Origin of the sequence: Pseudonocardia yuanmonensis, assembly GCF_039542425.1 — a bacterium.
Classification (GTDB): domain Bacteria; phylum Actinomycetota; class Actinomycetes; order Mycobacteriales; family Pseudonocardiaceae; genus Pseudonocardia; species Pseudonocardia yuanmonensis.
On record NZ_BAABIC010000014.1, the window covers coordinates 92,051 to 111,527 of the forward strand.

The window sequence follows — 19,477 nt, forward strand, 5'->3', positions numbered from 1 at the left end:
CCGCCCGGCCGTCGGGTAGGGATTCGCACGGGCCGTGCCCCCGGGGCGCGGCGCGCGACGGCGGGTCACCGCCGGCGGTCGCCGCCTCACCGGCGGTGGCGCACGACCGGATCGTGGAGGGGACGGATGGCCGCAGGCGACGGGGCGTACAGGCCGGGGAGCGGACCGATGGCGGGCGTGCTGGCGGACATGCCCGAGGTCTTCGGGCGGTTGCTCGCCGAGCACGTGCCGGACCGCCGCGGCCGCTGTTCGGCCTGCCGCAACGCCGGCTCCGGCGTCGTCTGGCCGTGCACCCTGCACCAGATCGCCACCCGCGCCGCCGACCTGCACGCCCGCCGGGCACGGTAGGCCGATCAGTCCTCGCGGCGGTAGTGGCCCGGCCACTCGTCGTAGGGGATGCGGGTGATGTCGAGGACCTTGCCGATCGTCGACCACTCGTTGCGGCCCAGGCGGGCGAGCGGCCGGAGCCGGTCGATCGCGGGCAGGCTGTGGCCGCGCGCGTCGGTCTCGAAGACGTCGGCGTCGATCGCGGCGTGCAGGACCCGCCCGATCACGACGGTGGAGTCGCCCAGCTCGAGGGCGTGCTCCAGCCGGCACTCCAGTGCCACGGGCGACTCGGCGACCCGCGGCGGCGCGACGGTCAGGCTCGGCTCGGCGGTCAGCCCGACCTCGGCGAACTCCGAGACGCCGGCGGGGAAGTTCGTGCCGGTGGCGTTGACCGCCTCGAACATCGCCTCGTTCGCGAGGCACACCACGAACTCGCCGGTCTCGGTGGCGTTGCGCAGCGAGTCCTTCTTGCCGACGGACGTGAACTGCACCATCGGCGGGTCCACGCACGAGACCGTGAAGAAGGAGTGCGGGGCGAGGTTGTCGACGCCCGCGGTCGAGCGGGTGGAGACCCAGGCGATGGGCCGCGGGACGACGACGCTGGTCAGCACCTTGTAGAAGCGGCCGTGCCCCAGCTCGCCGGGGTCGATGTCCGTGCGCATGCCCCGATCATCCCCCGGGATACGGTGACCGGCATGCGGCGTCCCCTCCTCCCTCGGTCCCCCGGCTCGACGCGGGCGTGGGGCCTGGCGCTCGGGGTGGCGGCCGACCTCGTCCTCGCCGATCCCCGGCGCGGGCACCCGGTCGCGGGCTTCGGCCGGATCGCCGCCGGGCTGGAACGACGGCTGTACACGGACTCCCGGGCCGCCGGTGCGGTCTACACCGGGGCGCTGGTCGGTGGTGCGGTGCTGGCCGGCGTGGTGGGGGAGCGCGTGGTCGGGCGGGGTGTCGGGTGGACCGACTCGCGCGGGCGGGGTGTGCAGGTGGGTGCTGCGGGACGCGCGGTGGGCCGGTGCTCGGTGGCTCCGCGCGCCGGGAGTGGGCTGGGCCCGGTGACGTCCGTGCTGCTCACCGCGGCGGCGACGTGGGCCGTGCTCGGCGGCACGTCGCTGGTGCGCGAGGGGGCGGCGCTCGGGAGATCGCTGGAGCAGGGCGATCTGGAGGCCGCGCGGGCCCGCATCCCGCACCTCTGCGCCCGGGACCCCGCCCTGCTCGACGCGGCCGGGATGGCCCGGGCGGGCGTGGAGTCGCTGGCGGAGAACACGTCCGACGCCGTGGTCGCCCCGCTGGTGTGGGGCGCAGTGGCGGGTGTGCCTGGGCTCCTGGGGTACCGCGCGGTCAACACGCTCGACGCGATGGTCGGGTACCGCTCCTCCCGCTACACCCGCTTCGGCTGGGCCTCCGCGCGCCTGGACGACCTCGCCAACCTGCTTCCCGCCCGGCTGGCAGCGCTGCTGACGGCGGTGGTGGCTCCGCTCGTCGGCGGGCGCCCGGGCGCCGCGCTGGCCGCCTGGCGCCGCGACGCCCGCGAGCACCCCAGCCCGAACGCGGGGCCGGTGGAGGCCGCGGCCGCCGGGGCGCTCGGGGTCCGGCTCGGCGGGCGGACCGAGTACGCGTACGGCGCGGAGGACCGGCCCGTCCTCGGCCACGGCCCCGCCCCGGTACCCGCCGACCTCGTCCGCGCGGCCCGGCTCTCCCGCGCGGTCGGGCTGGCCGCCGCGGGTGTGGCGGTGATCGTGGCGTCGCGCCTCCGCCGCTGAGCTTCCGGTCGCCCCAGGTCAGGGGTGTGTGGAGACACCTTTGCAATGCTCGCGCATCCGGGTGCGGAAGCGGGTGGCGTCGGAGTGGAGCCCGCGCTCATGACGCGCCGACCGCCGGACCGCCCCTCAGGTCCTGCGCCTTCATGATCGCCGGCCGTGACCGATACCGGCCATGGGTGGCCGCCAGGTGTCACAAGCGGCGATCTGGACGGTGATCGCGGCCGAGATCGCCCGCCCCTCCTCGATCAACAGGAGCTGAGGGCTCGGTAGGCGGTCGAACTCAGCCCTCAGCTCCTTCTCGATGCGGCGCGCGGCAGGCCGGGCTGACGGCAGTGGTGATCGCTGCTGGTGGTGCAGGGCGGTCGTGGGTGGCCGGGAGGTACCGCCGGTGGTGATGACCGCAGGAGCCAAGGGCTGGATCAGCGGTCCAAGTCGGCGCTGGGCTTCCTGTCGACCCAGGTCAAGGGTGTGTGGAGACACCTTTGCAATGCTCGCGCATCCGAGGGCGGAAGCGGGTGGCGTCGGAGTGGAGCCGGGGCTCATGACGCGCCGACCGCCGGACCGCCCCTCAGGTCCTGCGCCTTCATGATCGCCGGCCGTGACCGATACCGGCCATGGGTGGCCGCCAGGTGTCACAAGCGGCGATCTGGACGGTGATCGCGGCCGAGATCGCCCGCCCCTCCTCGATCAACAGGAGCTGAGGGCTCGGTAGGCGGTCGAACTCAGCCCTCAGCTCCTTCTCGATGCGGCGCGCGGCAGGCCGGGGCCGCGGCAGCGGTGATCGCTGCTGGTGGTGCAGGGCGGGTCGTGGGAGGCCGGGAGGTACCGCCGGTGGTGATCACGGCAGGAGCCCAGGGCCTCGGCCGGCGAGAGAACTCCGCCGCGAGGTCTTACGTGGCGTGTGCAAGCCGCGACGGCAGCGGAGATTGCTGATGACGATGCGGGGCGGCCGTCGAGGGTTGCCAGAGACCGCGACGGTGATCACAGTGCGGTGGGGTGCGCGGTCACGCTCGATCGTCACCCGTGGCGCAGGGCAGCCGCCCCCTGGCCGGGAGGTACCGCGGGCCGTGATCACGAGGCCCTGATCACGAGGCCCTGATCACGAGGCCCTGATCACGAGGCCCTGATCACGAGGCCCTGATCACGAGGCCCTGATCACGAGGCCCTGATCACGAGGCCCTGATCACGAGGCCCTGAGCACGAGGCCCTGATCACGAGGCCCTGATCACGAGGCCCTGATCACGAGGCCCTGATCACGAGGGCCGCGATCACGAGGGCCGCGGCGGCGTCAGTGGGGGGCGGGGGTGTCGCGGTCGTCGGCGTCGGGCTTGCTCGGGGCGGGGTCGTCGTCGACGGAGGGGTCGAGGTCCCGGCCCGCGAGGGCGTCCCGCAGGCTCGCCCGGGTCTCGCGCCTGCCGCGCCGCTGCAGCAGCTCGAGCCGGATGAAGTAGCCGAGCGCGATGATCGCGATGGCGCCGAAGGTGAGCCACTGCAGGGCGTACGAGCCGTTGGTGAACGGGGCCGCGGTGGTGGCGGGGGTGACCGGGATCGGTGTCAGGACGCCCGGCTGGCCGGCGGCGAGCTGGACGTACCCCTCGACCATGTCGCGCGTGCCGGTCGCGGCGGCCAGCCGGCCGGAGTTCGCCGCGTAGATCTGCAGGTGGCCGCCCTCGGTGGACGGCGCACGGCCGCTGGTGTCGGCCTCGTTCACGCGGAGCCGGCCGCTCAGGGTGACCGGCCCGGGGGGCGCGGCGGGGAAGTCCGGGATGGCCGCGCCGTCGTCCGTGGTGATCGAGCCGCGGTCGACGGCGACGGTGCGGCCGTCGTCGAGCCGGACCGGGGTGAGCACCTCGGAGGCGGGCTTGCCGTCGACGACCCGCAGCCGGACCAGCGCCTCGGCCTCGGGAAGGTACGTGCCGGAGAGCGTGATCTGACGCCATTCGTCGTCGGCGTCGATCACGGTGCCGGGCACCAGCTGCGCGAACGGCACCGGCGGGGTGGTGTTCGCGACGTCGATCGCGTGCTGCTGCGCCCGGCGCTGCTCCTCGCGCCCGAACTGCCAGGGGGCGAGCAGCGTGTAGCACGCCACGGCGAAGCCGACGACCACCACCACGAAGGCGATCCAGCCGGGGCGCAGCAGGAAGCGCATGCCCCTACGGTAGGCGTCCCGCCGAGGAGGGGTGCCGCCGCCTCGACGCCGGCCGCGCTCCGGCAGCACCGGTCGGGACGGCCTCCGATCGCCGGGAGTGCCCGCGGTCACCCGGTGGGCTGGCACGTGTCACCCGGCCCGGTGGAGCTCGGCGTCGCGCTGCTCACCCACCGCCATCCTTCGCGCATCCCGAGGAGCGCGGCCTCCGGCCGCGACCGGGTCACGTCTGAGGGGGCGTTCCATGAGGGGGAGTGCTGTGCGCGGGGCACCGCGGACGGACAGGGGCCGCACGGCCCGCCCGGTGCTGATCGCGGTGATCGCCGCGGGGATCGCGGTCGCCGGCGCGGGCACCGCGGGCGCCGCGGAGCCCGCTGCGGGGGGCCAGGCAGCACCCGCTGTGGGCCGGGCAGCACCCGCCGTGGGCCAGGCAGCGCCCGCCGCGGGCCAGGCAGCACCCGCTGTGGGCCGGGCAGCACCCGCCGTGGGCCAGGCAGCGCCCGCCGCGCAGGTAGCGCCCGCCGCGGGCCGGGCAGCGCCCGCCGCGGTCCCGGCGCAGGCCCCGCCGCCGGGAGCGATCCCGGTCGGCTGCGGGAACGCGCCCCCGGACCTCGCCGCGGCCATCGCGGCGGCACCGCCGAACGCCACCGTCACCGTCTGCCCCGGCACCTACCCGGGCGGCATCACGCTCACCAAGCCGATCACGCTGCTCGGCGCCCGGGTCGGCGTCGACGCCCGCACCGGCCGGACGGACCTCAGGGCGGAGTCCGTGGTCGACGGCAGGGGAGGCTCGGGCTTCACCGTCGCCGCCGGCGTCTCGAACGTCCGCATCGACGGGTTCACGATCAGCAACCCCACGCAGTCCACCGCGACGACGGGCGGCGTCCTCGCCGTCGGCCGCGGCTCCGGCATCACGATCACGAACAACGTGGTCACGCGCTTCAGCTTCGGCGTGAACATGAACTCGAACGGTCAGATCGCCAGCTCGGTGACCCGCAACCGTTTCGCGGAGAACAACGGCGCCGGCGGCCAGGCGGGCGTCTTCCTCTCGTCGGGGCCCGCCAACAACCTCACGATCTCGGACAACCTGTTCAGCGGCCACGACGGCAACGCCGCGGCGGCCGTCAACACCGCGGGCGACCCGGCCAACCCTTCGACGGGCCTGCGCATCGAGCGCAACCAGAGCATCGACGACGCCACCTTCGCCGTCGTCACCAACGCCGACGGCACGGTCGTCGCGAACAACCAGGTGGTCCGTCGTCCGACGGCCACGACGGCCGTCGGCACGGGCATCCTCGTCGGCGGGGCGACGAGGAACGTGGCGATCACCGGCAACGTCCTCACCGGCGGGGCGAAGAACGGCATCTCGGTGGGTCAGGCCTTCAGCGCGGTGAAGAACACCGGCCTGCTCGTCGGCACCAACACGGTGGTCGGACGGCTGAACGGCATCCGGTTCGAGGACCAGACGTCCGGCACGATCCGCGGCAACACCGTCGCCCAGGGCACCGGTACCGGCATCCTGCTCGAGGGTGCGAACAGCGGCGTCACCGTCACGGGCAACCGCTCCTTCCAGAACGCCGTCTCCGACTGCAGCGACCAGAGCAGGGGCAGCGGCACCGCGGGCACCTGGACGGGCAACCTCGGCCTCCGCAGCACCCCGCCGGGCCTCTGCCGCCTGTTCTGACGGAGACTGCTCGGCGTGGATCCGATCGGCGCCCTGCTGGTGGCGGGTACGACGTCCGACGCCGGCAAGAGCGCCCTGGTGGCGGGCATCTGCCGCTGGCTGCGCCGGCGGGGGGTGTCCGTCGCCCCGTTCAAGGCCCAGAACATGAGCAACAACTCCGTCGTCACCGTCGACGGCGGGGAGATCGGCCGGGCCCAGGCCATGCAGGCGCACGCCTGCGGGCTGGAGCCGAGCGTCGCGTTCAACCCGGTGCTGCTCAAGCCGGGCAGCGACCGGACCTCGCAGGTGGTGGTCCGGGGCCGGGCGGACGGGCACGTCTCCGCGCTGTCCTACCGGACCCGGACCGCCGCGCTGCTCGAGGTCGTCACGGAGACCCTGGCCGAGCTGCGCTCCCGCTTCGACGTCGTCGTCTGCGAGGGCGCAGGCTCGCCGGCCGAGATCAACCTGCGGGCGACCGACCTGGCCAACATGGGCCTCGCCCAGGCCGCCGACCTGCCCGTGATCGTGGTGGGGGACATCGACCGCGGCGGCGTGCTCGCGCACCTGTTCGGCACGCTCGCCGTCCTCGACCCGACGGACCAGGCCCGGATCGCCGGCTTCGTGATCAACAAGTTCCGCGGCGACCCCGCCCTGCTCGCGCCCGGGCTGGACCAGCTCCGGGCGCTGACCGGGCGGCCGACCCTCGGCGTGATCCCCTGGTCGGACCGGCTCTGGCTCGACGCCGAGGACTCCCTCTCCGCGGTCGCCGACGGGGTGCTCGGGCGCCCGGCACCGCCGCTCGGCGCGCAGTGGCTGCGGGTCGCGGTGGTCCGGCTGCCGCGGATCTCCAACGCGACCGACGCGGAGGCCCTGGCCTGCGAGCCCGGCGTGGCCGTGCGGTACGTGACCGAGCCGTCGCGGCTCCTCGATGCGGACGTCGTCGTGCTGCCCGGGTCCAAGGCGACCGTCTCGGACCTGGCCTGGCTCCGGGCGTCGGGCCTGGCCGACGCGATCGCGACGCACGCCGCCGACGGCAAGCCGGTCCTGGGGATCTGCGGCGGGTACCAGATGCTCGGCCGGCGGATCACCGATTCGGGTGTGGAGGTGCCCGGCGGCGCCGACGTCGCCGGGCTCGGGCTGCTCGACCTGGAGATCGCGTTTGACCCCGAGAAGCACCTCGGCACCCCCAGCGGGACCGCGTCCGGCGAGCCGGTGACCGGCTACGAGATCCACCACGGCCGCGTCGTGCGCTCCGGGGACCCGCAGCTGCTCGACGGGGAGGGGTCCGACGCCGGCACCGTCCTCGGCACCCACTGGCACGGGCTGCTGGAGAACGACTCCTTCCGCCGCCTCCTGCTGGCCCGGCTCGCCGAACAGTCAGGTCGGTCCGGGTTCCGTGCGGCCCCCGACACGTCGTTCGCCGCCGAGCGGACCGCCCAGCTCGACCTGCTCGCGGACCTCGTCGAGCAGCACCTCGACCTGGCGTCACTCGAGCATGTGATCAGTCACGGTGCTCCCGCGGATCTCCCGGTGCTGGGGACCGGTCTGGCAGAGTCGCGGCGATGAGCACGACCGCGAGCAGCACGACCTTCCCGTTCTCGGCGGTCGTCGGGCACGACGACCTGCGTCTCGCCCTGATCCTCAACGCCGTGCACCCGGGTGTCGGCGGGGTGCTGGTGCGCGGCGAGAAGGGCACCGCCAAGTCGACGGCGGTGCGGGCGCTCGCGGCGCTGCTGCCGGCGGTCGAGGTGGTGCAGGGGTGCCGGTTCGGCTGTGACCCGGCGGCACCCGATCCGTCCTGCCCCGACGCGCCGCACTCCGGCGGCTCCACGACCAGGCCCGCGCGGCTGGTCGAGCTGCCCGTGGGGACCACCGAGGACCGGCTGGTCGGCTCGCTCGACCTGGAGAAGGCGCTGTCCGAGGGCACCCGCGCCTACCAGCCCGGGCTGCTGGCCGAGGCGCACCGCGGCGTGCTCTACGTCGACGAGGTCAACCTGCTGCACGACCACCTCGTCGACCTGCTGCTCGACGCCGCCGCCATGGGCCGCGCGCACGTCGAGCGGGACGGCGTCTCGGTCTCCCACGCGGCGCGGTTCCTGCTGGTCGGGACGATGAACCCGGAGGAGGGCGAGCTGCGGCCGCAGCTGCTCGACCGGTTCGGGCTGACCGTCGAGGTCCGCGCGGCGCGCGAGGTCGACACCCGCGTCGAGGTCGTCCGGCGGCGGATGGCGTTCGAGGCCGACCCGGCCGGGTTCGCGGGGGCCTGGGCCGCGGCCGACGCCGAGGTCGCGGCGCGCATCGTCGGCGCGCGGGACCGGGTCGGGGCAGTACGGCTGAGCGACCGGGAGCTGCGGCGCATCGCGTTCGTGTGCGCGCGGTTCGACGTCGACGGCATGCGCGCCGACCTCGTCATCGCCCGGACCGCGGTGGCGCACGCGGCGTGGCGGGGCGCCGCGGCCGTCGCCGAGGAGGACGTGCGGGTCGCGGCGCGGCTCGCCCTGCCGCACCGGCGCCGCCGCGACCCCTTCGACGAGCCCGGCATCGACGAGAAGGACCTCGAGGAGGCGCTGCGGGAGGCCGAGGAGGACCTCGGGCCCGACGACCCGACCGACCCGACCGACCCGACCGACCCGACCGACCCGGACGACGATCCGGGCGGCGGGACCCCGGACGACGGCGACCCCGGCCCGGACGGCGGCCCCGACGGCTCGACCGACCCCGACTCTTCGGCCGGCGGCGACGGGGAGGCCGGACCCGCCCGGGCCCCGGCCCCGCCCCGCGGTCGGGCCGACCGGCCCGGCCCCGACCAGCCCGCCCCGGACCGGCCCGGTCCCGAGCAGCCCGGCGGCAGCGCAGGACCCGACGCGGGCGAGCCGGTCGAGGCCCCGCAGGACCGTCCGGAGGTCATGGGCGCCGGCGGCGCGATGCCCGTCGGGACCCCCGCCCGGCTGAGCCGTGTCGCGGCGCGGCGGTTCACCGTTCCGGGCGTCGGTGACGGCGCACCGGGCCGTCGCTCCCGCGCCCGGACCGACACCGGACGCGTCGTCCGGCCCGCGGACGCCACCCCCCGCCGGGCGGCGGACCTGCACCTGCCCGCGACGATCGCCGCCGCGGCCCCCTTCCAGCACGAGCGCGGCCGCCGCGGCCCGGGCCTGCTGCTGCAGCGTGCCGACCTGCGCGCGGCGCTGCGCGAGGGCCGTGAGGGGAACCTGGTGCTGTTCGTCGTCGACGCCTCGGGGTCGATGGCCGCCCGCAAGCGGATGGCGACGGTGTCCGGCGCCGTGCTGGCCCTGCTCCGGGACGCCTACCAGCGCCGGGACAAGGTCGGCCTGGTGACCTTCCGCTCCGCCGGCGCCGAGCTCGTCCTGCCGCCGACGACCAGCGTCCCGACGGCCCAGGTCCGCATGGCCGCGATGCGCACCGGCGGCCGCACCCCGCTCGCCGACGGCCTCCTGCTCGCCCGGCGGACCCTCGCCGCCGAGCGGGTGCGGGACCCGCGGCGCCGCCCGCTCGTCGTCCTGCTGACGGACGGACGGGCCACGGTGGCCGCGAAGCCCGGCGGGGACCCCGTGGCCGACGCCCGTCGCGCGGCCGGACTGCTCGCCGCCGACGGCGTGCACACCGTGGTCGTCGACTGCGAGTCCGGCTTCGTGAAGCTCGGTCTCGCCGGTCGGGTCGCCGCGGCCGCCGGCGCCCCCGTGATCGCGGTCGACGACCTCACGGTCGCCGATCTCACCTCCGCCGTGAGTGCCTAGTGCCCCTGGCGGGGCAGTAGACACTCACGATCACCACTGACCAGGGAGGACGACGATGCCCCAGGGCAGGGTCTCGACCGTTCCGCAGGACGGGCTCACCACGCGCCAGCGCCGCAACCGCCCGCTCCTGGTGGTCCACACCGGGGAGATGAAGGGCAAGTCGACGGCGGCCTTCGGGCTGGCCCTGCGCGGCTGGAACCAGGGGTGGTCGATCGGCGTGTTCCAGTTCGTGAAGTCGGCGAAGTGGAAGGTCGGCGAGGAGGAGGCCTTCCGCGCGCTCGGCCGGCTGCACGAGCAGACCGGCGAGGGCGGGCCCGTGGAGTGGCACAAGATGGGCTCGGGCTGGAGCTGGAGCCGCAAGACCGGGACCGAGGAGGACCACGCCGCCGCGGCCCTCGAGGGCTGGCGGGAGATCCGCCGCCGGATCGAGGACCAGGTCCACGAGGTCTACGTGCTCGACGAGTTCACCTACCCGCTGAAATGGGGCTGGGTGGACGTGCACGAGGTCGTCGAGGTGCTCACCGCGCGCGAGGGTCGCCAGCACGTGATCGTCACCGGGCGGGACGCGCCGCCGGAGCTGATCGAGGCCGCCGACCTCGTCATGCAGACGACCAAGATCAAGCACCCGATGGACGCCGGGCAGAAGGGGCAGCGGGGGATCGAGTGGTAGCCCGCGCGCTCGTCGTCGCGGCCCCGGCGTCGGGGTCCGGGAAGACGACGGTCGCCACCGGCCTCATGGCCGCGCTGACCCGGCGGGGGAGCGCCGTCGCGCCGTTCAAGATCGGGCCGGACTACATCGACCCCGGCTACCACACCCTTGCCGCCGGACGGCCGGGCCGGAACCTCGACCCGGTCCTCGTCGGCGAGCAGCGGATCGGGCCGCTGGTGCGGCACGGGGCCGCCGGCTGCGAGATCGCCGTGATCGAGGGCGTCATGGGGCTGTTCGACGGGCGGGTGGCCGACGGCTACGGCTCGACGGCCCAGGTCGCGGCCATGGTCGGCGCGCCCGTGGTGCTCGTCGTGGACTGCCGCGGGCAGTCGCGGTCCGTGGCGGCGCTGCTGCACGGGTTCCGCAGCTTCGACCCGACGCCGCGGAGCGCAGGCGGAGCGGCCATCGGCAGAGCACGCCTCGCGGGGGTGATCCTCAACCGGGTCGGGTCGGCGCGGCACGAGGAGGTGCTGCGCGCGGCGTGCGACGAGATCGGGCTGCCGGTGCTCGGCGTCCTGCCCCGGCGTGCCGAGCTGGCCGTGCCCTCCCGGCACCTCGGTCTGGTGACGGCGGTGGAGCACGGTGCGGCGGCGACCGCGGCGGTCGACGCGATGGCGGCGCTGGTGGCCGAGCACGTCGACCTCGACGCGGTCGTGCGGGTCGCCGAGCCGCTCCCGCCCGGTCCGGGCTGGGAGCCGGCGGCCGAGCTGGGCGGCTTCCGCGCCCCGGCGGGGCTCCGGACGGCGGTGCTGGGCGGGGAGGCGTTCAGCTTCGGCTACGCCGAGCACGTCGAGCTGCTGGAGGCGGCGGGGTCCGAGGTCGTGCTCGTCGACCCGCTGCGCGACGAGACGCTCCCCGCAGGTGTCGGCGGGCTCGTCCTGCCCGGGGGATTCCCGGAGGAACACGTCCGCGACCTCGGCGCCAACACCGGGCTCCTGGAGGCGATCCGCGCGCTGGCGGCCGCCGGGGCGCCGGTCCGCGCCGAGTGCGGCGGGCTGCTCTACCTGTGCCGGGAGCTCGACGGCGTGCCGCTGGTCGGGGCCCTCGACGCCACCGCCGCGATGACCGGCCGGCTGACCCTCGGCTACCGGGACGCCGTGGCGCTGAGCGACTCGACGGGCTTCGCCGCGGGGCAGCGGGTCAGCGGGCACGAGTTCCACCACTGCGCGGTCACGCCGCGTGCCGGAACGGCCGCGGCGTGGGGCTGGCGCGGCGGGGAACCGGAGGGGTTCGTCGTGGGCGGGGTGCACGCGTCGTTCCTGCACACGCACCCGGCGGGCACGCCGGACTCCGTGACCCGCTTCCTCGCGGCGCACGTTCCCGCAGCTCAGGTCGGGTCGTGAGCGGCAGCTGCCCTTCTGGGGGCAGTTGCGGCTCACGGGTGGTGGTGGGGATCGGGGCGCGGCGCGGGGTGTCGGCCGGGGCGGTGCGGGCCGCGCTCGAGGTCGTGCGGGACGCGGTCGGCGAGGAGCCGGACGTCGTCTACGCCTCGGTGGAGGCCAAGGCGGGGGAGCAGGGGATCCTCGCGGCGATCGCGCCCGCGGGGCTGGAGGTGCGGCCCGCGGCGGCGCTCGCGGCGGTCGCCGTGCCGGGCAGCGCGCGCGTCGGCGAGGCGGTCGGCACCCCCTCCGTGGCCGAGGCCGCGGCGCTGCTCGTGGCGGCCGAACACGGCCCGTGCCCGCGGCTCGTGGTGCCCAAGACGATCGTGGGGGATGTGACGGTCGCCGCCGCCCGCGTCGAGCACACCTCCTTGACCAGCGGGAACTCCCCATCGGGATAGGCGAGCACAGGTCGGGACCGTTCAGCTCGGATCGTCGGCTCGTTATGCTTCCGCGGTCGGCGACAGGGAACCCGGGGTGGCACCGGGTGTGCCCGCTCCCGCTCTCCAGGGCACGCCGGCCCACGACCAGCCCGCCGGGGCGATCCGCGGAAGGACCTGCACGTGACCCAGCACGACCAGTACCTCGTCGGCCTCGAGCTCGCCGGGCGCAAGGTGGTCGTCGTCGGGGGAGGGCAGGTCGCGCAGCGCCGGGTCTCCCGGCTGATCGCGTCGGGCGCGCTCGTCGAGGTGGTCTCGCCCGAGGTGACCCCGGCCGTCGAGGGCATGGCCTCGGCCCGCGAGATCACCTGGACGCCGCGCCGGTACGCCGACGGCGACCTCGACGGCGCCTGGTACGCCCTCGCCTGCACGGACGACCCGGAGGTCAACGCGGCCGTCGGCGCCGAGGCCGAGCGCCGCCGGGTGTTCTGCGTCCGGGCGGACGACGGGCGCCTCGGCACCGCCGTCACCCCCGCGACCGGGCAGTACGACGGCCTCACCGTCGGCGTCCTTGCCCACGGCGCCCACCGCCGTTCCGCCGCCGTGCGGACCGCGCTGGTCGAGGCCCTGCAGGCCGGCGTGGTGTCCGACTCCGCCGACCCGGTGCTGCCGGGCGTCGCGCTGGTCGGCGGCGGGCCGGGCGACCCGGAGCTCATCACCGTCCGCGGGCGGCGGCTGCTGTCCCGGGCGGACGTCGTGGTCGCCGACCGGCTCGGGCCGCGCGACCTGATCGAGGAGCTGGGTCCGGACGTCGAGGTCATCGACGCCTCCAAGATCCCCTACGGCCGCGCGATGGCCCAGCAGCGGATCAACGAGCTGCTGGTCGAGCACGCCAGGGCCGGGAAGTTCGTCGTGCGGCTCAAGGGCGGTGACCCCTTCGTCTACGGACGCGGTTTCGAGGAGGTCCAGGCCTGCGCCGCGGCCGGGGTGCCGGTCACGGTCGTCCCCGGGATCACCAGCGCCTTCGCCGCGCCGGCCGTGGCGGGGATCCCGGTCAGCCACCGCGGGGTGGCGCACGAGATCGTCGTCGTGTCCGGGCACGTCGCGCCGGACGACCCGCGCAGCCTGGTCGACTGGGAGGCCCTCGGCCGGATGCGCGGCACGATCGTGCTGATGATGGCCGTCGAGCGGATCGCGCAGTTCGCCGCCGCGCTGATCGAGTACGGCCGGCCCGCCGACACCCCGGTCGGCGTGATCCAGGACGGCACCACCCGCATCCAGCGCACCCTGCGTGCCACCCTCGGCACGGTCGCGGTGCAGGTCGAGGAGCAGGAGATCAGCCCGCCGGCGATCGTCGTGATCGGCCCGGTGGCGGGGCTGTCGGCCGAGGGGTGAGCACCGCACCGGTGCTGCACCTGGTCCGGCACGGCGAGAGCACCTGGAACGCCGCCGGGCTGCTGCAGGGCCGCACCGCGCACGTGGGGCTGACGGCGCGGGGCCGCACCCAGGCCCTCGCGGTGGCGCGGGCGCTGCGGGTCGCCGCGGTCACCGTGGTCCTCACGAGTCCGCAGCGGCGGGCGGCGGAGACGGCCGCGGTGATCGGGCGGGTCCTCGGCCTGCCGGTGCGGGACTGCCCCGGGCTGCGTGAGCAGTCGCACGGTGAGTGGGAGGGCCGACCGGCGGCGGACTGCGCGGCGGCGCTGGCGGCCGCGGACCCGGACTGGGCGCCACCGGGCGGCGAGACGGGCCGGGAGCTGCACACGCGGGCCGCGCGGCTGCTGCGCGGGTTGCCCACGGCCGGAGCGGTCGTGCTGGTGACCCACGGGGAGACGCTGCGGGCGCTGGTCGCCGCAGCCTGCGGGCTGTCGGTCGAGGAGGCGCCGCGGGAGCTCCCGCCCAACGGCACGGTCGTCGACCTGCGACCGGTCGGGCCGGGCAGGTGGGAGCGGGCGGGACGCGTGCCTCAGCTCCGCTGACGAAGGTCGTGGAGCGGACGACGGGACTCGAACCCGCGACCCTCACCTTGGCAAGGTGATGCGCTACCAACTGCGCTACGTCCGCACTGGCACCCGGTCTCCCGGGACCCGTCGGGCTGCTCGCACCGACACGGACAACAGTACCCCACCCGCGGCCGTGCTCCGACCAGGGGGTGATCACCCGGCGCGACGGGCCGATGCGGCAGTGAGCCTCACCGATCGACCGGGTGTGACCCCGGGCGGCTTGCTTCTCGGGCCGCCGCGTGATGTCGTCGTGGTCGACGGCAGTGGAGGAAGCCGGTGTGAATCCGGTGCGGTCCCGCCACTGTGACCGGGGAGCGCGTCCCCGCCCGATGGCCACTGCCCCGCGGGGCGGGAAGGCCGGGAGGCGCGTGTCGATCCGGGAGCCAGGACACTCGCCGCCGTCGCACGGTTTTCGACGATGAGGGCGCGGACCCTCGAGGAGGCCTGGATGACCGGCGACGGTCGCGCCACCGCTGCGCGCACCCCCACCGTGACGGTTCTCGGGACCGGCGGGGGTGATCCCGACACCGCCGACACCGCCGCGGGCGCCGACCTGCTCGCCGCCGCCGACGCCGTCCTCGCCACCCCGGACGTCGAGTCGACGGTCCTGTTCTACGCGGAGGCCTGGCGCGTCGAGCGGCTGCCCGACCTGGCCGGGGCGGTCGCCGCCGTCGCCGACCTGGTCGGCCTCGGGTCGCGGCGGGTCGTGCTCGCGGTGCCCGGAGACCCCGCCACCAGCCCGGGCTGCCGGGCGCTGCTCGACGGCCTGCGGGTCGCCGGGATTCGCGCCGAAGCCCGCCCCGGTGTCTCGCTGGTGCCGCCGCGGCTGAGCCCGATGCCGTGGTGAGCGGGGACTTCTACGAGGTCGTCCACGGTCGGCGGGACGTCCGGACCGGCTTCCTGCCGGACGAGCCCGTCGACGACGCCGCGCTGCGCCGCGTGCTCGAGGCCGCGCACGCCGCGCCGAGTGTCGGGTTCTCACAGCCCTGGGACTTCGTCGTGGTGCGGGACCGGGCGACCCGCGAGCGCGTGGCCGGGCTGGTCGCGGCCCAGCGGGACGCGTTCGCCGCGTCCCTGCCCCGCGCCCGGGCGGAGGCGTTCGGCGCGCTCAAGGTCGAGGCGGTGCTCGACACCCCGGTCAACGTCGTGGTCACCTCGGATCCCACGCGCGGGGGCCGGCACGTCCTCGGCCGGTACGGGCGCCCCGAGATGGCCGCGCACTCCACGGCCTCGGCCGTGCAGAACCTGTGGCTGGCGGCGCGGGCCGAGGGCCTCGGCGTCGGCTGGGTCAGCTTCTTCGACGACGCCGGGCTGCGCGCCCTCGCCGACCTGCTCGGGCTGCCCGCGCACGTCGAGGTGGTGGCGTACCTGTGCCTGGGGCACGTGCGCGAGTTCGCGCCGGAGCCGGAGCTGGCGACCGCGGGCTGGGCCCGCCGGCGTCCGCTCGGGTGGGCGGTGCACCAGGAGCGGTACGGAGACCGGGCGCTGCCCGGGGAGGTGGCGATGACCCTGCTCGACGAGACCGTGGCCGCGATCCGGCCCGCCGACGCCGCCGCGGCGGCGGAGGCCCGGGACCGGCTCGACCGGATGACCAAGCCGCGCGGCTCGCTCGGTCGGGTCGAGGACCTCGCGGTGCGGCTGGCCGGGATCGCCGGGCAGTGCCCGCCACCGGTGCCCGAGCCCGCGGCCGTCGCGGTGTTCGCCGGGGACCACGGCGTGCACGCCCAGGGGGTGAGCCCCTGGCCGCAGGAGGTCACCGCCCAGATGGTCGGGAACTTCCTGGCCGGCGGGGCGGTCGTCAACGCGTTCGCCCGCCAGCTCGGCGCCGAGGTCCAGGTCGTCGACGTCGGCGTCGCGGCTCCCCTCGACCCCGTGCCCGGGTTGCTCCCGCGCCGGATCGCCGACGGCACCGCGGACATGACGACCGGTCCGGCGCTGACCCGCGACCAGGCCCGTCGGGCGGTCGAGGCCGGCATCGAGGTGGCGCGGGACCTGGTCGCCGCCGGCAACCGGTGCCTGGTGACCGGCGACATGGGCATCGCCAACACCACCGCCGCGGCCGCGCTGATCTGCGCCGTCACGGGCGCGGACCCCGCCGAGGCGACCGGGCGGGGCACCGGGATCGACGACGAGACGCTCGTCCGCAAGACGGCTGTCGTCCGGCAGGCGCTGGCGCTCCGTGCGCCCGACCCGGCCGACGGGCTCGGCCTCCTCGCGGCGTTCGGCGGGCTCGAGCACGCCGGGATCGTCGGGTTCGTCCTCGGCGCCGCCGCGCTGCGCGTGCCTGTGCTGCTCGACGGCGTCAACGCCGGGGCCGCCGCCCTCGTCGTCTCGGCGCTCGCGCCCGACGCCGTGGCCGCCTGCGTCGCCGGGCACCGCTCGGCCGAGCCGGGGCACCGGATCGCCATGGCGCACCTCGGCCTGGAGCCGCTGCTCGACCTCGGCATGCGGCTGGGGGAGGGGACCGGCGCCCTGCTGGCCCTGCCGGTGGTACAGGGGGCGGCGCGGGCGCTCGCCGACGTCGCCACCTTCGACGCCGCGGGGGTGGCGGACAAGGACGCCTGAGGAGCGGACGAGCCGGCGCGCCGACCGGCGCGAACGATCACTGGATCGCGAACCCGGAACCGCGCGTCACGTGGTGGACGCCCCAGGCGGCGCACCGGTCCGAGTCGGATTCCCGACGGTGGTCCTCGCCTGCCGGACCAGACCGGCGGCCCAGGCGCGCGCGCGGTCGGTCTCCCCGTCCTTGAGCGGGCCCTCTCCGTTGTCCTGCACGTAGAAGGGCTCGGGGTCGGCGATGACCTCGTATCCGTGGTGGCGGAGCCGTCGGGCGATACCCGGGGCGGCACCGCCGGCCATGCGAGCGGCGATGCGCGTGTCGAAGGCGGCGGCGGGCCGATGGTCACCGGTCTTCGGCAGCTCGTGGAACCAGTCCCGGACGCCCGGACCCTCGGCGCCGGGTTCGAGGTCGTGGCGCTCCTCGGGGTCCTTCTTCTGCTCCGCCGACACGCCCATCTTGCGGCTCAGCCCGGTGGTCATGCCGCGCATGTGCGTGGGCCCGCCGACGATCAGCAGGTCCGCGGCCGCTGCCCGTTGCGGGTCGGCGTCGCCGACCCGGTGCAGCTCGACCTGGGCGTCGGGCCGGGCGTCGGCCACGCCCGCAGCGACCGCCTCGGCGACCTCATGGGTGTTGCCGTACAGGCTTTCGAACACCACTGCGACTCGCATGGTCGTCTCCTGTCTCCCGGTCCAGCTGGGATCTGACGGCGTCGAGGTTGCGGGTCCATGCCCGTTGCAGGTGGTGTCGCAACAGGGGGGCCAGGGGGCGTAGGGGCCCGCGGGGGCGCAGCCGGGTGCGGAGGACCAGTCGGGATCCCGACCCGGCAGGGTGGACGAGGCCTTCGAGGTGCACGTCGAGGTGTCGTGAGGTGCTGGTCGCGGTCCAGCGCCGCGGGGCCTCGAAGTCGACGTAGGTCACGGTGCTCTCGCCGACGCCGAGCCCGAACCGCATGCGGAACCGTGTACCGGCCCCGATCGGTGCGGGGGTGAGCTGCTCGACGGCGAGCAGCCGCGGGTTCCAGTCCGGCTCGTGGCGGGGATCGGTCATGAAGGCGAACACCGTGGCCGGGTCGCGGCCGATCTCGACGGAGTTCTCGATCACTTCCCGGGCGTGCGCGAGAGGAAGCCGGGGGTCGGGTGCGGCGGGCAACCGTCGGCCCGCCTGCGCCGCGTGCACCAGCGCGGTGAAGGAGTGCTCCATCTCGGCGGCGACCACGTCCAGGTCGCTGACCTCGCCGGCGGCGTTGATCCCGACGTGCAGCGTGCCGGCGTACGACAGGGCGGCGACGTCGAGCGCGAGCCCGCGGATCAGTGGCGCGACCGGACAGGCCTCGAGCAGGCGGGCGCCGGCCAGCCACAGCGGCCCGGTGGGCCCGGGCACGTTGGTGACGAAGAGGTTGATCCGCCGCCCGCCGACCCGCCGCATCCAGCGCACGGCCCGCCTGGCCAGGGGCAGCGGCAGGTGGAGGACGACGAGCACGTCGCCGCCGCCGGACCGCAGCCGGCCTTTCAGGCGGGCGGTGCTGTCGCGGATGTCGGCGAGCCGACGCAGCGGGTCCGGTTCGGCGACCGGTAGGTCGACCAGCAGGATCCCGGTCGGCTGGCCCGACCCGCGTGACCCCACCGGCACCGACGCGCGGAGGCCAGCGGCCGGCAGCGGATCGCCGCGGCAGAGCAGGAGCTCCCGCAGCCCACTGGTCACCGCGGCCAGCAGCAGGTCGTTGACCGTCACACCCCACCGGTGGCCCGCCGACCGCAGGTCCTCCAGCGGCCGGCGCACCGCCGCCAGGTGCCGCTCCGACCCTGTGAGGAGCGAGAGCGACGTGACCGGCGCCCGGGTGCGGAGGTCGCCGGCGGCGTGGGCGATCCGCGACAGGCCCGTCCGGACTCGGCCGGTAATGCTTCTCGCCCGGACCGCCGCCTCTTCAGGTGGGCCCCCTCCGCCTTCGGCGGGCCCGCGGGTCGGTGGTCGGGTGACCCGCGGCGGGTCCTCGACATCGGCCCCGGTGTCCAGCAACGACGTGGCGAGCGCGACGCCGGCGAGCCCGTCGGCGAGCACGTGGTGGACGACGACGATCAGCCCGAACAGATCCTCGCCGAGCCCGTCGACCACCTCGGCGCGCCAGAGGGCACCGCGCACGCCCAACGGGCGCACGATCTGCTGCGCGGACCAGGAGAGGAACTCCTCGCCCGGCGGCAGCGACACCACCCCGACCTGCCTCTCGGGTTCCGGATCGGCGTCGTCGACCCAGAACGGCCTCCCGCGTCCCCGGCCCGGCACGACGACCCGTCTCCGCAGCGCCGGCACCCGCTGAGCCCGACGGGCCAGCTCCGCGCGCACCCGCTCGGTGTCGACCGTCCCGTCCGTCCGCCGAAGGGGGCCGGCATCGAACACACCCACCAGAGCGATCTGGAACGGCGCCGACGGCTCGTCGACCCAGACGGTGGCCAGTTCGCCCAGGCTCAACCGCCGCACGCCCATCCCGCACCTCCTCCGCCGCGTCCACCCGTGTCGGCACGGCCACCGCGGGCGGGTACCGAACGCGGCCGTCGACGCGGCTCGCGAACACCGGACCGTGTCCGGGCGGGTGCACGCGGCTCGCGACGCTAAGGCCTCGGCAGCGGGGACGGCCATAGCCGAACGCCCCCGCCCGCCCCGGACCGAAGGTCCCCGTAATCCCGCTGCGGTGCCGCCGCCCGGCGGTGCCGAACGGCGTCGCTCCCCGGGCCACCCGCCCCTCCCCGGCCGGCCGCGGCGAGCGCACGGTCGACACGGCGATGACCGCCTCGAAAGCAGGA

Annotated in this window: 16 protein-coding genes, 1 tRNA gene and 1 riboswitch; of the genes, 12 read left to right on the forward strand and 5 right to left on the reverse strand. The window is 75.8% G+C overall.

Annotation, left to right across the window (positions count from 1 at the left end):
• Nucleotides 1-168 precede the first annotated feature (168 nt).
• Nucleotides 169-348, forward strand: a complete 180-nt coding sequence (locus tag ABD990_RS20800) for a hypothetical protein (RefSeq protein ID WP_345382308.1) — start codon at nucleotides 169-171, stop codon at nucleotides 346-348.
• 5 nt (nucleotides 349-353) lie between these two features.
• On the opposite strand, the gene ABD990_RS20805 is transcribed toward ABD990_RS20800, so the two are convergent.
• Nucleotides 354-989 carry a flavin reductase family protein gene (locus ABD990_RS20805; RefSeq protein WP_345382309.1) on the reverse strand — a complete coding sequence of 212 codons (636 nt, stop codon included), beginning with the start codon at nucleotides 987-989 and terminating at the stop codon, nucleotides 354-356.
• A 33-nt stretch (nucleotides 990-1,022) separates the two neighbouring features.
• Between ABD990_RS20805 and ABD990_RS20810 the strand changes: the two genes are divergently transcribed.
• On the forward strand, nucleotides 1,023-2,087 hold the full coding sequence (locus ABD990_RS20810; protein ID WP_345382310.1) for a cobalamin biosynthesis protein: 1,065 nt from the start codon (nucleotides 1,023-1,025) through the stop codon (nucleotides 2,085-2,087).
• Nucleotides 2,088-3,375: 1,288 nt separating this feature from the next.
• On the opposite strand, the gene ABD990_RS20815 is transcribed toward ABD990_RS20810, so the two are convergent.
• The gene (locus ABD990_RS20815) at nucleotides 3,376-4,236 is read right to left on the reverse strand and encodes an SURF1 family cytochrome oxidase biogenesis protein (RefSeq protein ID WP_345382311.1); all 861 of its coding nucleotides are present in this window, start codon (nucleotides 4,234-4,236) and stop codon (nucleotides 3,376-3,378) included.
• A 481-nt stretch (nucleotides 4,237-4,717) separates the two neighbouring features.
• Between ABD990_RS20815 and ABD990_RS20820 the strand changes: the two genes are divergently transcribed.
• The 8 genes from ABD990_RS20820 to ABD990_RS20855 all read left to right on the forward strand — a co-directional run bounded on the left by ABD990_RS20820 (nucleotide 4,718) and on the right by ABD990_RS20855 (nucleotide 14,095).
• Entirely contained in the window at nucleotides 4,718-5,917 is a 1,200-nt protein-coding gene (locus ABD990_RS20820; RefSeq protein WP_345382312.1) for a right-handed parallel beta-helix repeat-containing protein, read from the forward strand.
• Between the two features lie 24 nt (nucleotides 5,918-5,941).
• Nucleotides 5,942-7,462, forward strand: coding sequence for a cobyric acid synthase (locus ABD990_RS20825; RefSeq protein WP_345382410.1), 1,521 nt, complete (start codon nucleotides 5,942-5,944; stop codon nucleotides 7,460-7,462).
• Entirely contained in the window at nucleotides 7,459-9,651 is a 2,193-nt protein-coding gene (locus ABD990_RS20830; protein ID WP_345382313.1) for a putative cobaltochelatase, read from the forward strand. Before ABD990_RS20825 ends, ABD990_RS20830 begins: the two co-directional genes overlap by 4 nt.
• 55 nt (nucleotides 9,652-9,706) lie before the next feature.
• Complete coding sequence (gene cobO / locus ABD990_RS20835) at nucleotides 9,707-10,321, forward strand: cob(I)yrinic acid a,c-diamide adenosyltransferase (RefSeq protein WP_345382315.1); 615 nt, start codon at nucleotides 9,707-9,709, stop codon at nucleotides 10,319-10,321.
• Complete coding sequence (locus ABD990_RS20840) at nucleotides 10,315-11,703, forward strand: cobyrinic acid a,c-diamide synthase CobB (RefSeq protein ID WP_345382316.1); 1,389 nt, start codon at nucleotides 10,315-10,317, stop codon at nucleotides 11,701-11,703. The genes cobO and ABD990_RS20840 overlap by 7 nt, the downstream gene beginning before the upstream one ends.
• 38 nt (nucleotides 11,704-11,741) lie before the next feature.
• Entirely contained in the window at nucleotides 11,742-12,140 is a 399-nt protein-coding gene (locus ABD990_RS20845; RefSeq protein WP_345382318.1) for a cobalamin biosynthesis protein, read from the forward strand.
• 162 nt (nucleotides 12,141-12,302) lie between these two features.
• A complete protein-coding gene (gene cobA / locus ABD990_RS20850) occupies nucleotides 12,303-13,514 on the forward strand; it encodes a uroporphyrinogen-III C-methyltransferase (RefSeq protein ID WP_425569630.1) in 1,212 nt (403 codons plus the stop codon).
• Nucleotides 13,511-14,095, forward strand: coding sequence for a histidine phosphatase family protein (locus ABD990_RS20855; RefSeq protein ID WP_345382319.1), 585 nt, complete (start codon nucleotides 13,511-13,513; stop codon nucleotides 14,093-14,095). Before cobA ends, ABD990_RS20855 begins: the two co-directional genes overlap by 4 nt.
• Before the next feature lie 9 nt (nucleotides 14,096-14,104).
• On the opposite strand, the gene ABD990_RS20860 is transcribed toward ABD990_RS20855, so the two are convergent.
• A tRNA-Gly gene (locus ABD990_RS20860) sits at nucleotides 14,105-14,180 on the reverse strand.
• A gap of 181 nt (nucleotides 14,181-14,361) precedes the next feature.
• Nucleotides 14,362-14,533: riboswitch (cobalamin riboswitch) on the forward strand.
• A 4-nt stretch (nucleotides 14,534-14,537) separates the two neighbouring features.
• On the opposite strand from ABD990_RS20860, the gene ABD990_RS20865 reads away from it, so the two are divergent.
• Complete coding sequence (locus ABD990_RS20865) at nucleotides 14,538-14,966, forward strand: hypothetical protein (RefSeq protein ID WP_345382320.1); 429 nt, start codon at nucleotides 14,538-14,540, stop codon at nucleotides 14,964-14,966.
• Nucleotides 14,963-16,684 (forward strand): nicotinate-nucleotide--dimethylbenzimidazole phosphoribosyltransferase, encoded by a 1,722-nt coding sequence (cobT, locus tag ABD990_RS20870; protein WP_345382321.1) that lies wholly within the window; start codon nucleotides 14,963-14,965, stop codon nucleotides 16,682-16,684. The genes ABD990_RS20865 and cobT overlap by 4 nt, the downstream gene beginning before the upstream one ends.
• Nucleotides 16,685-16,750: 66 nt before the next feature.
• On the opposite strand, the gene ABD990_RS20875 is transcribed toward cobT, so the two are convergent.
• Together ABD990_RS20875 and ABD990_RS20880 are read right to left on the reverse strand one after the other, a co-directional pair.
• Entirely contained in the window at nucleotides 16,751-17,347 is a 597-nt protein-coding gene (locus ABD990_RS20875) for a flavodoxin domain-containing protein (RefSeq protein WP_345382322.1), read from the reverse strand.
• A complete protein-coding gene (locus ABD990_RS20880) occupies nucleotides 17,301-19,160 on the reverse strand; it encodes a wax ester/triacylglycerol synthase domain-containing protein (RefSeq protein WP_345382323.1) in 1,860 nt (619 codons plus the stop codon). The genes ABD990_RS20875 and ABD990_RS20880 overlap by 47 nt, the downstream gene beginning before the upstream one ends.
• Nucleotides 19,161-19,477: the final 317 nt, after the last annotated feature.

Coding starts and splice junctions, on each gene's coding strand:
- ABD990_RS20800 (WP_345382308.1), top strand. CDS start 169: ATGGCGGGCGTGCTGGCGGACATGCCCGAGGTCTTCGGGCGGTTGCTC.
- ABD990_RS20805 (WP_345382309.1), bottom strand. CDS start 989: ATGCGCACGGACATCGACCCCGGCGAGCTGGGGCACGGCCGCTTCTAC.
- ABD990_RS20810 (WP_345382310.1), top strand. CDS start 1,023: ATGCGGCGTCCCCTCCTCCCTCGGTCCCCCGGCTCGACGCGGGCGTGG.
- ABD990_RS20815 (WP_345382311.1), bottom strand. CDS start 4,236: ATGCGCTTCCTGCTGCGCCCCGGCTGGATCGCCTTCGTGGTGGTGGTC.
- ABD990_RS20830 (WP_345382313.1), top strand. CDS start 7,459: ATGAGCACGACCGCGAGCAGCACGACCTTCCCGTTCTCGGCGGTCGTC.
- cobO (WP_345382315.1), top strand. CDS start 9,707: ATGCCCCAGGGCAGGGTCTCGACCGTTCCGCAGGACGGGCTCACCACG.
- ABD990_RS20865 (WP_345382320.1), top strand. CDS start 14,538: ATGAGGGCGCGGACCCTCGAGGAGGCCTGGATGACCGGCGACGGTCGC.
- ABD990_RS20875 (WP_345382322.1), bottom strand. CDS start 17,347: ATGCGAGTCGCAGTGGTGTTCGAAAGCCTGTACGGCAACACCCATGAG.
- ABD990_RS20880 (WP_345382323.1), bottom strand. CDS start 19,160: ATGGGCGTGCGGCGGTTGAGCCTGGGCGAACTGGCCACCGTCTGGGTC.